13 protein-coding genes are annotated in these 11,452 nt (G+C 70.1%); 8 read left to right on the forward strand and 5 right to left on the reverse strand.

Annotated elements, in window-relative coordinates; all coding sequences use genetic code 11:
• Positions 1-51 precede the first annotated feature (51 nt).
• The 3 genes from ACTJJ4_RS18320 to ACTJJ4_RS18330 are packed head-to-tail and all read right to left on the reverse strand — an operon-like array spanning position 52 to position 2,355.
• On the reverse strand, positions 52-420 hold the full coding sequence (locus tag ACTJJ4_RS18320) for a DivIVA domain-containing protein (protein ID WP_440944657.1): 369 nt from the start codon (positions 418-420) through the stop codon (positions 52-54).
• A gap of 10 nt (positions 421-430) precedes the next feature.
• Positions 431-1,813 (reverse strand): adenylosuccinate lyase, encoded by a 1,383-nt coding sequence (gene purB, locus ACTJJ4_RS18325; RefSeq protein ID WP_292704190.1) that lies wholly within the window; start codon positions 1,811-1,813, stop codon positions 431-433.
• Positions 1,810-2,355: a low molecular weight protein-tyrosine-phosphatase gene (locus tag ACTJJ4_RS18330; RefSeq protein WP_285638433.1), complete on the reverse strand. Its 546-nt coding sequence runs from the start codon at positions 2,353-2,355 to the stop codon at positions 1,810-1,812. The genes purB and ACTJJ4_RS18330 overlap by 4 nt, the downstream gene beginning before the upstream one ends.
• Before the next feature lie 113 nt (positions 2,356-2,468).
• Between ACTJJ4_RS18330 and ACTJJ4_RS18335 the strand changes: the two genes are divergently transcribed.
• Together ACTJJ4_RS18335 and ACTJJ4_RS18340 are read left to right on the forward strand one after the other, a co-directional pair.
• Complete coding sequence (locus ACTJJ4_RS18335) at positions 2,469-2,729, forward strand: hypothetical protein (RefSeq protein WP_440944658.1); 261 nt, start codon at positions 2,469-2,471, stop codon at positions 2,727-2,729.
• A complete protein-coding gene (locus ACTJJ4_RS18340) occupies positions 2,729-4,033 on the forward strand; it encodes a hypothetical protein (protein WP_440944659.1) in 1,305 nt (434 codons plus the stop codon). The genes ACTJJ4_RS18335 and ACTJJ4_RS18340 overlap by 1 nt, the downstream gene beginning before the upstream one ends.
• 25 nt (positions 4,034-4,058) lie before the next feature.
• On the opposite strand, the gene ACTJJ4_RS18345 is transcribed toward ACTJJ4_RS18340, so the two are convergent.
• On the reverse strand, positions 4,059-4,460 hold the full coding sequence (locus ACTJJ4_RS18345; RefSeq protein ID WP_440944660.1) for a phage holin family protein: 402 nt from the start codon (positions 4,458-4,460) through the stop codon (positions 4,059-4,061).
• A 128-nt stretch (positions 4,461-4,588) separates the two neighbouring features.
• Here ACTJJ4_RS18345 and ACTJJ4_RS18350 point away from each other — a divergent pair, with 128 nt between their 5' ends.
• From ACTJJ4_RS18350 to ACTJJ4_RS18375, 6 genes are all read left to right on the forward strand, one after another.
• Complete coding sequence (locus ACTJJ4_RS18350; protein WP_440944661.1) at positions 4,589-5,662, forward strand: histidinol-phosphate transaminase; 1,074 nt, start codon at positions 4,589-4,591, stop codon at positions 5,660-5,662.
• A complete protein-coding gene (locus ACTJJ4_RS18355; RefSeq protein ID WP_440944662.1) occupies positions 5,659-6,837 on the forward strand; it encodes a MalY/PatB family protein in 1,179 nt (392 codons plus the stop codon). The genes ACTJJ4_RS18350 and ACTJJ4_RS18355 overlap by 4 nt, the downstream gene beginning before the upstream one ends.
• An 87-nt stretch (positions 6,838-6,924) precedes the next feature.
• The gene (locus ACTJJ4_RS18360; protein WP_440944663.1) at positions 6,925-8,052 is read left to right on the forward strand and encodes a thiamine pyrophosphate-dependent dehydrogenase E1 component subunit alpha; all 1,128 of its coding nucleotides are present in this window, start codon (positions 6,925-6,927) and stop codon (positions 8,050-8,052) included.
• An 11-nt stretch (positions 8,053-8,063) separates the two neighbouring features.
• Complete coding sequence (locus ACTJJ4_RS18365) at positions 8,064-9,029, forward strand: alpha-ketoacid dehydrogenase subunit beta (protein ID WP_440944667.1); 966 nt, start codon at positions 8,064-8,066, stop codon at positions 9,027-9,029.
• Between the two features lie 22 nt (positions 9,030-9,051).
• Positions 9,052-10,395, forward strand: a complete 1,344-nt coding sequence (locus ACTJJ4_RS18370) for a dihydrolipoamide acetyltransferase family protein (RefSeq protein ID WP_440944664.1) — start codon at positions 9,052-9,054, stop codon at positions 10,393-10,395.
• Positions 10,396-10,428: 33 nt separating this feature from the next.
• Positions 10,429-11,004: a DUF1349 domain-containing protein gene (locus ACTJJ4_RS18375; RefSeq protein WP_440944665.1), complete on the forward strand. Its 576-nt coding sequence runs from the start codon at positions 10,429-10,431 to the stop codon at positions 11,002-11,004.
• Here ACTJJ4_RS18375 and ACTJJ4_RS18380 read toward each other — a convergent pair.
• Positions 11,001-11,222 carry a hypothetical protein gene (locus ACTJJ4_RS18380; RefSeq protein WP_440944666.1) on the reverse strand — a complete coding sequence of 74 codons (222 nt, stop codon included), beginning with the start codon at positions 11,220-11,222 and terminating at the stop codon, positions 11,001-11,003. The two genes, ACTJJ4_RS18375 and ACTJJ4_RS18380, sit on opposite strands and share 4 nt — an antisense overlap.
• Positions 11,223-11,452 lie beyond the last annotated feature (230 nt).

Here is an 11,452-nt window from a genome sequence, read left to right on the forward strand (position 1 = left end):
GGCCTGCGAGCGGGGATGCGTTTCTGACCCATGCCGCGCGTGCAGCGTACGTCAGGCCTCGCCGCGCTTCTCGCGGAGCTCCTGCTGCGCCTTCTCGAGCATCCCGCGCACCTCGCGCTCGTCGTGCCGCTCCTGCTCGGCCCGCAGCTGTGCGCCGGGCTCGTACTCTCGCAGCTGTACTGCGACCCGGTCGAGCAGGTCGTCCACGGCATCCGCGTCATACCCCGCGCCGAAGAAGGCGACCGACCGGAACTCCTTGTGCACGATGTCGTCGGCGTGCAGAGCGGACGGCGTGCCGCCCTCCCAGCACGTCAGCGCGGCGGCCGCTTCATCGAGGAAGTCGTCGACCTGCGCGACGGCGTACCGGCTTCCGATGCGCGTCTGCGGAAGCCGTGCCGCGTTGACCTCGAAGGAGCGCATCGGCTCGGACTCAGCGCGCGAGCTGCTCGGCGATGCCGGTGTAGGTGGCCGGGGTCAGCGCGAGCAGGCGCTGCTTCGCGGCATCCCCGATCTCCAGCTTCTCGACGAACTCCGCCAGCTCGGCCGCTCCCACGCGGTGTCCGCGGGTGAGGTCCTTCAGCAGGGCGTAGGGGTCGGTGATGGTGGAGCGGCCGGCGACGACCTCCGCACGGATCACCGTCTGGATGGCCTCGGCGAGGACCTCCCAGTTGTGGTCGAGGTCGTCCAGCAGAACGTCGCGCGACAGGGAGATCGCATCCAGGCCGCGGCGGAGGTTGTCGAGCGCGAGCAGCGAGTGCCCGAACGCGACGCCGATGTTGCGCTGCGTGGTCGAGTCGGTCAGGTCGCGCTGCATCCGCGAGGTGACCAGGGTCTGCGACAGCGAGTTCAGCAGCGCGCCCGACAGCTCGAGGTTCGCCTCCGCGTTCTCGAAGCGGATCGGGTTGATCTTGTGCGGCATGGTCGACGACCCGGTCGCGCCGGCGACGGGGATCTGCGCGAAGTAGCCCAGCGAGATGTACGTCCAGATGTCGGTGGCGAGGTTGTGCAGGATGCCGCCGGCGTGACGCACGTGGTCGTAGAGCTCGACCTGCCAGTCGTGCGACTCGATCTGCGTGGTGAGCACGTTGAAGTCGATGCCGAGGCCCTCGATGTACTCGCGGGAGATCGTCGGCCAGTCGGCGTCGGGGTCGGCGGAGAGATGCGCCGACCAGGTGCCGGTCGCGCCGGAGAACTTCGCCAGGTACTCGGATGCTGCGATGCGGCCGCGCACGCGCTCCAGGCGCCAGGCGAAGACGGCGAGCTCCTTGCCCATGGTCGAAGGGGTGGCCGGCTGCCCATGCGTGCGGGAGAGCATCGCGGCATCCGCGTGCTCCACGGCCAGCTCGCGGAGCTTGGCGATCACGGAGTCCAGTGCGGGCAGCCACACGCCCTCGACCGCGCGCTTGACGGTCAGCGCGTACGAGGCGGAGTTGATGTCCTCGCTGGTGCAGGCGAAGTGCGTGAGCTCGGCGATGGCGTCCAGGCCCAGCGTCGCCAGCCGGTCGCGCACCAGGTACTCGACGGCCTTCACATCGTGACGGGTGACGGCCTCCTTCTCGGCGAGCCAGTCGATCTCGGCCTGCCCGAAGTCGCGGTACAGTGCACGCAGGCGCTCCTTGTCGGCATCCGACAGGGGAGACGTGCCGAACAGCGAGCGGTCGGTGAGGGCGATCAGCCACTCGACCTCGACCTCGACGCGGGCGCGGTTGAGCCCGGCCTCGGAGAGGAAGTCGGCGAGCCCGGAGACGGAGGCGCGGTACCGGCCGTCCAGGGGGCTGAGCGGCTGGGGCGGGAGAGCGGGCTGAGAAGTCAGGGGAGGTCCTCCTGATCGGGGCTCCGCAGCGGGCGGAGCGTCGTACGAGGGGCGCGCACAGCCGGTTCGAGCTGCGAGAAGAGGCCACGCGTCGCGGTCTCAATCATAGCCAGCACCGAATCGAACATCGCCGGGCCGGCGTAGTACGGGTCGGGCACGTCCATGCTGGAGGCGTGCGGGTCGAAGGCGCGCAGCAGGGTGACCTTGCCCTCGTCGTCGTCGGTGCGCGCCCAGGCCTTGAGGATGCGCTCATGCGTGCGGTCGAGGGCCACGATCAGGTCGTTCTCGGCGAAGGATGCCGCGCTGAACTGCTTCGCCCGATGGGCCGAGCCGTCGTAGCCGCGTCGGGAGAGGGACTCCAGGGTGCGCTGGTCGGCGCGCTCGCCGAGGTGCCAGTCGCCGGTGCCTGCGCTGCGGGAGAGCACGCGCGTGCCGAGCCCACGCTGCTCGGCGAGCGCGCGGAGCACCACCTCGGCCATCGGGGATCGGCAGATGTTGCCCGTGCAGACGAAGATGACGCGGAAGGGATCCGAGTCGGTCATGCGTCCATTCTGCCGGTATCGACTTCCGTCCCCAATCGCCGTTCATGGGGAGTTGTCCACAGCGGGCGGGATTCCGGGGCGGGCGGATGCCTCCGGGCGCGCACTCTGGAGGCATGCAGACGATCACAGCGGCCGAAGGCCTGGCAGGCGAAGACCTGTGGGCGGCGTTCTCGGCGCTCAGGCTTCTCGACGACGCGGCGGAGGCGGTGGGCGATGCCGCGGTGGAGGCGGGGCGGCTCGTCGACGACGCGCGGTGGGAGAACCAGGGCGTCCGGGCGCTGCGCCTCGTGCTGGACGAGGTGCATCGAACCCTCACGTGGGAGCACACGCAGCTGATGCTCCTGCGGAGTCGTATCGCACGGGAGGTGATGTGATGGGCGACGGGGTGAGCATCGGTTCCGGAGGGGCGATCGACGTCGACTCCGGCGCGTTCCGCGCTGTGGGGCAGCGCCTGGCGCTGCTCGCGGGTGAGGTGGGTCGATCGGCGGATGCCGTCAGGGACGCGGCGCACATGCTGAGCGGGATACACGGACCCTCCCTGCGGGTGCAGCCGGCGGATCTCCATTCGCACGCCGGTCGCCTGCAGCAGGTGGCCGACCATGCGGCCGAGACGGCGGTGTCGACTCAGCTGATGGCGGATGTGTTCGAGCTCGCCGAGCTGCGTGCCAGGCAGCAGGCGCTCGCCGTCAACCATCCGGATCAGGCGCTCGCCCTGCAGGAGCGGGTCGACGTCCTGCTGAGCTCGGACCCGCGGATCGCCGGCATGGCGGATGAGGTCGTTCGGAAGTGGGCGGATGCCCGGTTGGAGGGACTGGGGGAGCATCCGGTCGAGAAGATGCTGCAGTCCGGCATCTGGGCGTCGGGCATCCTGCTCCCGATCGTGGCGGGGGTCGTCGCAAGCGGACTGATGAACGGCAAGGGCACGACACCGTTCGGGACGACGCTCAAGGGAACCGCGCCGCCCGTGACGGTCACCGAGTCCGCTCGTGTGAGCGGCGCGACCGTTCCGCGGGACCTCGGGCAGGTGCTCGCCCGCATTCCGCAGGGCGATGCGCAGGTCAGAATCGAGAAGCGCACGTACACGGGCGGGCGCGTCGAGTACACCGCCTATGTCGCAGGGACGAAAACGGTCGTTCCCGGCACGAAGCAGCCCTGGGACATGGGCTCGAACTGGGATCTGTACATCGATCGCGAGAAGTCCGCGTCATCCGCAGCGCTGTCGGCCGCGCTGGAGGAAGCCGGCGCCGAACCGGGCGACCGCGTCGACTTCGTGACCTACTCCCAGGGCGGTCTCGCCACCAACGACCTCGCGATGAACGGGCCCTATGAGACGAAGGTCGTCGTCGCGGTGGCCGACCCCAGCCAGATGTCGCTGCGGGACGATCAGATGCTGCTGGAGGTGACACACCCCGACGACCTCGTCGGCGGCGGACTCAGCGGTGGCGGTTCGTTCGGTGGCACGGGGTCGTCCGACAGCTTCACGATCACCCGGCAGGGCTCGCAGGGGCCGCTGGGCAACTCCCTCGACGCGCACTTCCTCGACAACTACAAGGAGACGGTGGACGAGGCGATGAAGACGAACGATGTGCGGTTCGATCCGTACAACGAGCACCTCGCCGCCCAGCACCGGGAACTGGAGTCAGTGGAGCTCATCGACTACACCGCGGTGCGCCCGTGACGGGCATCCGCTGCGCGGTCACGCGTCAGCTGCGCGGGCGCTTCTTCTGCGGGCGCAGGATCGCGCCGAAGACGGCGTTGATGATCGAGATGATGATCGCCGCGACCACACCCCACCAGAACGACTCGATGCTCAGCCCCCAGCCGAAGCCGCTGGTGATCCAGGCGGTCAGCCACAGCAGGAAGCCGTTCACGATGAACGAGATGAGGCCCAGCGTGAGGATGTAGAGCGGGAAAGCGACGACCTTGATGATCGTGCCGATGATCGAGTTCACCAGGGCGAAGATCGCCGCCACGGCGAGCAGGGTCAGCACCAGCTGAAGGGTCTCGCCCGGCGCGAACGGCCGCACGACGACTCCCAGCACGGGAATCAGCGTGACCACCCAGATGGCGAAGGCGTTGATGACGACGCGGATGATGAATCGCATGGTCTGCACAGTCTCCCACGGGACGGCGGGCGGTGGGGAGCCGGTTGTCTAGCGACTGCGAGGACGCCGCGGGGTCACGGCATGACCGGCCGTTCCCGCGCCCGGTTCCGCCTCCTTAGACTGATTCCGTGACCGAGCCCATCCTGCCCCGCATCCGCCCCGAGATCGCCGCCCTGCCGCCGTACCGCCAGGGCAAGCAGGCGGGCGCGAACGCGTTCAAGCTCTCCAGCAACGAGAACCCCTTCGAGCCGCTGCCGTCGGTGCTCGAGGCGCTCACGCACACCACGCCGATCAACCGCTACCCCGACGCGACCGCCGGGGCGCTGCGCGCCCGTCTGGGCGAGAAGTTCGGCGTCGACGCCGACGCCGTGCACGTGGCATCCGGCTCCGTCTCGATCCTGCACCAGCTGGTGCTCGGCACCTCGTCGGTCGGCGACGAGGTCATCTACGCCTGGCGCTCCTTCGAGGCGTACCCCAGCCTTCCGCTGGTGGCCGGCGCCACCGGCATCCAAGTCCCGCTCGCACCCGGGGCACGCCACGACCTCGACGCGATGGCGGATGCCGTCACCGACCGCACCCGCGTGATCATCGTCTGCACGCCGAACAACCCGACCGGCCCGATCGTCACGAGCGCCGAGTTCGCCGCGTTCGTCGAGCGGGTGCCGCAGGACGTGCTGATCATCCTCGACGAGGCCTATGCCGAGTTCGTCACCGCTCCGGATGCCGTCGACGGCCTCGCCGAGCGCGTGTTCGAGAAGCACCCGAACGTGGTCGTGCTGCGCACCTTCTCCAAGGCGTTCGGCCTCGCCGGCCTGCGCGTCGGCTACGCGATCGGCCACCCGCGCGTGCTCGACGCGGCCCGCACCACCGGCATCCCGCTGTCGGTCACCAGCGCCGCCGAGCGCGCCGCCATCGCCAGCCTCGACGCCGAGGCGGAGCTGCGCGAGCGCGTCTCCGTGATCGTCGAGCGCCGCACCCGCCTGATCGCAGGCCTGCGTGCGCAGGGCTGGGACGCGCCGGACAGCCAGGCCAACTTCGTGTGGCTGCCCTCCGGTGAGCGCACCGACGAGGTCGCCGCCGCCTTCGACGCCGCCGACCTGATCGTGCGGCCGTTCTCCGGCGACGGCATCCGCATCTCCGTCGGCGAGGAGGAATCGCTCGACAAGGTGCTCGCCGTGGCTGCGGCGCAGGTGCGTGCATGACCTACGACTTCGAGACGGTCGTCGACCGCACCGGAACGGGTGCGTCCAAGTGGCAGCACATGCTGACGGCGAATCCCGATGTGCCCGCGGGCATCTCGCCGTTCTCGGTCGCCGACATCGACCTGAAGCTCGCCCCCGAGATCCTGGACGGGCTGCGCGACCACCTCGGCGACGTCGTTCTCGGCTACACCGTCGCGACCGACGACTACTGGGATGCCGTGACCGGATGGTTCCGGCAGCGGCATGGCTGGGCGGTCGATCGCGAGCAGATCGTGCTGGCGCCGGGCGTGGTCCCCGCATTCAACACCGCCGTGCGGGCCGTGACGGCGCCCGGCGACGGCGTGATCGTGCAGACACCCGCGTATTACCCGTTCTTCGGCGCGATCGAGGGGAACGACCGCGTCGTCGTGCGCAACCCGCTCGTGCAGCAGGACGGCCGCTGGCGCTTCGATCTCGATGACCTCGCCGCGAAGGCCGCCGACCCGCGCACCACCGCGCTGCTGTTCTGCAGCCCGCACAACCCCACCGGCCGGGTGTGGGAGCGCGAGGAGCTGGAGGCCATCTGGCGCATCGCCCGCGACCACGACCTCACCGTCATCAGCGACGAGATCCACTTCGACCTGCTGATGCCGGGCATCCAGCACACCGTCTTCTCCACGCTGAACGAGGATGCCGCCGCGCGCACGATCGTGTGCACCGCACCGAGCAAGACCTTCAACCTCGCAGGCATGGCGACGAGCAACATCGTCATCCCGAACCCCGAGCTGCGCGAGAAGTACGCCGCCGAGCAGAGCCGCACCGGCTTCTTCACGCTGAACGCCCTGGGCTTCCAGGCGTGCCGGCTGGCGTACACGAAGGCGGCGGGCTGGCTCGACGGCCTCATCGACCTGGTGCACGGCAACCACGAGCTGGTGCGGTCGTTCCTGGCCGAGCGGATGCCCGAGGTGACCGTCTACGACCTGGAGGGCACGTACCTGCAGTGGATGGACTTCCGTGCGCTGGACTGCACGCACGAGGAGCTCAAGCGCATCCACGAGCAGGAGGCACTGGTGTTCTTCGACGAGGGCGCCATGTTCGGCCCCGAGGGCGAGGGCTTCGAGCGCATGAACCTCGCCGCCCCGCGCCACGCGATCGCCGCGGCTCTCGAGAGGCTCGCGCAGGCGCACGGGCGCTGAGCGCGAGCATTTATCCAGATCCCGGCCACTTACTAGGGCCCCCGAACTATGCGTGACGGGGCATGCCGACGTGGGTAGCGTGGAGCCGTGACCACGACCGAAACACCCCTCGTTCGCGTCCTGGAAGCGGATGGATCATTCGCTCCGTCGCCGGCATCCGAGCAGTACCTGCCGCTCATCGACGCCCTGACCGACGCCGAGCTCGAGCAGTTCTACCGCGACATGGTGATCATCCGCGCCATCGACACCCAGGCCACCAACCTGCAGCGGCAGGGGCAACTGGCCCTCTGGCCGCCGAGCCGCGGGCAGGAGGCCGCTCAGGTCGGCTCCGCCCACGCCGCGCGCCGACAGGACACGATCTTCCCGTCCTACCGGGAGCACGTCGTCACCCGCATCCGCGGCGTCGACCCCGTCGACATCATCAAGCTGATGCGCGGCCTCTCGCACGGCGGCTGGGACCCGACAGACCCGAAGAACGGCAACACCCGCATCTACACGCTGGTGCTCGGCTCGCAGACCCTGCACGCCGCGGGCTACGGCATGGGCCTCGCCTTCGACGGCAAGACCGGCTCCGGCGACCCCGAGCGCGACGAGGCCGTCGTCGTCTACTACGGCGACGGCGCCTCCAGCCAGGGCGACGTGCACGAGGCGATGGTGTTCGCGGCCAGCTACGACGCGCCCGTGCTGTTCTTCCTGCAGAACAACCACTGGGCGATCTCGGTGCCCGTCGAGACCCAGTCCAAGGTGCCCCTCGTCGGCCGCGGCGCCGGCTACGGCATCCCCTCGGTCCGCGTCGACGGCAACGACGTGCTCGCCAGCTACGCCGTCTCCCGCGCCCTGCTCGACGAGTCGCGCGCCGGCCTCGGTCCGCGTGCGATCGAGGCGGTCACCTACCGGATGGGCGCGCACACCACCAGCGACGACCCCACCAAGTACCGCGGCTCCGACGAGGAGCAGCGCTGGGCGCAGCGCGACCCGATCGCGCGCATGCGCGCGTTCCTGCTGGGGCGCGGCGCCGGCGAGGCGTTCTTCGCCGGGGTGGATGCCGAGGCGGCGGATGCCGCCGAGGATCTGCGTGCCCGCACCGTGGAGCTCCCCGCACCGGGACGCGGCGCGATCTTCGACCACGTGTACAGCGAACCGCATCCGCTGATCGCCGAGCAGAAGGCGTGGCTGGAGCAGTACGAGGCATCGTTCGAGGGAGGCGCCCTGTGACCCTGGAGACCATGCCCTTCTCGAAGGCGCTCAACGCCGGGCTGCGCAAGGCGCTCGAGGACGACCCGCGCGTGCTGCTCATGGGCGAGGACATCGGAAAGCTCGGCGGAGTCTTCCGCGTCACCGAGGGCCTGCAGCGCGACTTCGGCGACCGGCGTGTGCTCGACACGCCCCTCGCCGAGTCCGGCATCGTCGGCACGGCGATCGGCCTGGCCATGGCCGGCTTCCGCCCGGTGTGCGAGATCCAGTTCGACGGCTTCGTCTTCCCCGCCTTCGACCAGATCACCTCGCAGCTCGCGAAGATGACCAACCGTCACGAGGGTGCCCTGTCGATGCCGATCGTCATCCGCATCCCGTACGGCGGGCACATCGGCGCCGTCGAGCACCACCAGGAGAGCCCGGAGGCGTACTTCACGCACACGCCCGGCCTGCGGGTGGTGTCGCCCTCCACGCCGAACGACGCGTACTGGATGATCCAGGAGGCCATCGCGTCGGACGACCCGGTGATCTTCATGGAGCCCAAGAGCCGGTACTGGCCCAAGGGCGAGGTGGATCTCGCCGGCTCCGCCCTTCCGCTGCACTCCTCGCGGATCGTGCGCCGAGGCACCGACGTCACCCTCGTCGGGCACGGCGCGATGGTCACGACGCTGCTGCAGGCGGCGGCGCTCGCCGAGGCCGAGGGGACCAGCTGCGAGGTCGTCGACGTGCGCTCGCTCTCGCCGGTGGACTACGGCCCCATCCTCGACTCGGTGCGCTCCACCGGCCGCATGGTCTACGCGCAGGAGGCGCCCGGGTTCACGAGCCTGGGCAGCGAGATCGCCGCGACCGTGCAGGAGCGCGCGTTCTACGCCCTCGAAGCCCCGGTGCTGCGCGTCTCGGGCTTCGACACGCCCTTCCCGCCCGCCAAGCTCGAGGGCGTCTACCTGCCGGACGCCGACCGCATCCTCGAAGCTGTCGACCGCTCACTGGCCTATTGACCCGTCGCACGAAGGACACACCATGACCACTCAGACCTTCACCCTTCCCGACGTCGGCGAGGGCCTCACCGAGGCCGAGATCGTCACCTGGAAGGTCGCGCCCGGCGACACCGTGGCGATCAACGACGTGATCTGCGAGATCGAGACCGCCAAGTCGCTCGTCGAGCTGCCCTCCCCGCATGCCGGGACGGTCGGGGAGATCCTCGTCGGCGAGGGCGTCACGGTCGAGGTCGGGTCGCCGATCATCACCTTCGTCACGGATGCTCCGGATGCCGCGCCTGCGGCGCCGGCCACCCCCGCGCAGGATGAGGGCAGCGGCTCGGTGCTCGTCGGCTACGGCAGCGGAGGAGGGGCGACCTCCCGCAGGCGCAAGCCCGCCGAGCGTCCTGTGCGCTCCTCGGTCGGCGTGATCGCGAAGCCGCCGATCCGCAAGCTCGCGCGCGACCTCGGGGTCGAGCTGACCGAGGTCACGCCCACCGGCGCCGACGGCGAGGTCACCCGCGACGACGTCGTGAAGCACGCCGAGCAGGCCAGCGTGTTCCGCAACATCCAGACCCCCGAGTGGGGCGACGTTCGCGAGGAGACCGTGCCCGCCCCGGCATCCGCCCCGGTCGGCCTCGCCCGCGGGCTGAATCCGGTTCCTGAGCGAGCGCAGCGAGACGAAGGGCGCACCGAGTCGATCCCGGTCAAGGGCGTGCGCAAGGCGACCAGCTCGGCCATGGTGCAGAGCGCGTACTCCGCGCCGCACGTGACGGTGTGGAAGGAGGTCGACGCCACCCGCACGATGGAGCTCGTCAAGCGTCTGAAGGCATCGCCCGACTTCGCCGACATCCGCGTCTCCCCGCTGCTGATCATGGCCCGCGCCGTCATCTGGGCCGCACGCCGCACTCCGATGGTCAATGCCGCCTGGGTGGACACGGCCGACGGCGCCGAGATCTCGGTGCGCCACTACGTGAACCTCGGCATTGCGGCGGCCACGCCACGCGGCCTGCTGGTGCCGAACATCAAGGACGCGCAGGACCTGGGCATGAAGGATCTCGCCCGTGCCCTGAACCGGCTGACGCTCACGGCGCGCGAGGGCAAGACGACGCCTGCCGACCAGCAGGGCGGCACGATCACCATCACGAACATCGGCGTGTTCGGCATGGATGCGGGCACCCCGATCATCAACCCCGGCGAGGCGGGCATCATCGCCATGGGCACCATCGCGCAGAAGCCGTGGGTCGTCGACGGCGAGGTGCGTCCGCGCTGGGTGACCACGGTCGCCGGGTCGTTCGACCATCGTGTGGTCGACGGCGACGGCATGAGCCGCTTCGTCGCCGATGTGGCGTCCATCCTCGAGGAGCCGGCACTGCTCGTCGACTGATGCGGCACGACGGATCTGATCGGAGGAGCAGGAATGGACATCCCCTGGGCTGACGGGCGCTGGACGCACGATCCGGTCGCGGCCGTCGAGGACGGCACCGACCTGCTCGTCACGGCGCAGGAGGGCAGCGATGCCTGGCGCACGACCTCGTACGGCTTCGTGCACGACAGCGAGCATGCGCTCCTGGCGCCGTTCGCGCGGGACAGCGCGATCGAGGTCGAGTTCACGGCGGCATTCTCCGAGCAGTTCGATCAGGCCGGCGTCTTCATCCGGGCACGCGAGGACCACTGGATCAAGGCCGGCGTCGAGTACGCGGACGGCCGCCCGCAGCTCGGGGCGGTCGTCACCGACGGCATGTCCGACTGGTCGCTCGCCCCGGTGCCCGACTGGCTCGGCCGTCGGATCCTCGTCCGGGTGAGCCGCGCAGGCGATGCGCTCACCGTCCGCGCCTCGGTCGACGGCGGCGAGCTCCAGCTGGTCCGCGTCGTCCCCTTCCCGCCGGATGCGGTGGCGGAGGCGGGGCCGATGATCTGCGCGCCCACGCGCGCCGGACTCACGGTCCCGTTCCACGCCTGGCGCGTCACAGCTCCCGACGGCGGGCTGCACTAGCCGGCGCGCGTGCCGTCCTGGGAGGCGTTCGACACATCGAGCAGACGACGTTCGTCGTCGTCCAGCCAGGTGGCTGCGTTCGGCAGGCGCCGCTCGATCCGCTCCTCACCTCGGGCCTGTCTGAGGGCGTGGACGATGGCGAACCGGACGGTCGCGTACAGGACGCATGCGCCGACCACCACGTAAAGGATCGGAAGCATGATGATGAGGACCTCCATGTCTTACCTCGGCTTTCGGCGAATCAGCATGTGAGGGCGAGCATATCCGCGCTCCGGCGCTCGACGGCATGCCGCGCGGTTGACGCCGACCGTACCGCGAGGCGCTCCGGCTGCGTCGCGGGTGAGGCCACCGCCTGGATTGCGCCGGGCGTCTGACGGGCGCCGTACGCAGAGAGGTGGGGGGGGGGGGGGGGGGGGGGGGGGGGGGGGGGGGGGGGGGGGGGGGGGGG

Origin of the sequence: Microbacterium sp. 22195 (assembly GCF_052056515.1) — a bacterium.
Classification (GTDB): domain Bacteria; phylum Actinomycetota; class Actinomycetes; order Actinomycetales; family Microbacteriaceae; genus Microbacterium.

Excerpts from the sequence above, each read along its gene's own strand:
- ACTJJ4_RS18320 (WP_440944657.1), bottom strand. The coding sequence starts at position 420 with ATGCGCTCCTTCGAGGTCAACGCGGCACGGCTTCCGCAGACGCGCATC.
- ACTJJ4_RS18330 (WP_285638433.1), bottom strand. The coding sequence starts at position 2,355 with ATGACCGACTCGGATCCCTTCCGCGTCATCTTCGTCTGCACGGGCAAC.
- ACTJJ4_RS18335 (WP_440944658.1), top strand. The coding sequence starts at position 2,469 with ATGCAGACGATCACAGCGGCCGAAGGCCTGGCAGGCGAAGACCTGTGG.
- ACTJJ4_RS18340 (WP_440944659.1), top strand. The coding sequence starts at position 2,729 with ATGGGCGACGGGGTGAGCATCGGTTCCGGAGGGGCGATCGACGTCGAC.
- ACTJJ4_RS18345 (WP_440944660.1), bottom strand. The coding sequence starts at position 4,460 with ATGCGATTCATCATCCGCGTCGTCATCAACGCCTTCGCCATCTGGGTG.
- ACTJJ4_RS18355 (WP_440944662.1), top strand. The coding sequence starts at position 5,659 with ATGACCTACGACTTCGAGACGGTCGTCGACCGCACCGGAACGGGTGCG.
- ACTJJ4_RS18365 (WP_440944667.1), top strand. The coding sequence starts at position 8,064 with ATGCCCTTCTCGAAGGCGCTCAACGCCGGGCTGCGCAAGGCGCTCGAG.
- ACTJJ4_RS18370 (WP_440944664.1), top strand. The coding sequence starts at position 9,052 with ATGACCACTCAGACCTTCACCCTTCCCGACGTCGGCGAGGGCCTCACC.
- ACTJJ4_RS18375 (WP_440944665.1), top strand. The coding sequence starts at position 10,429 with ATGGACATCCCCTGGGCTGACGGGCGCTGGACGCACGATCCGGTCGCG.
- ACTJJ4_RS18380 (WP_440944666.1), bottom strand. The coding sequence starts at position 11,222 with ATGGAGGTCCTCATCATCATGCTTCCGATCCTTTACGTGGTGGTCGGC.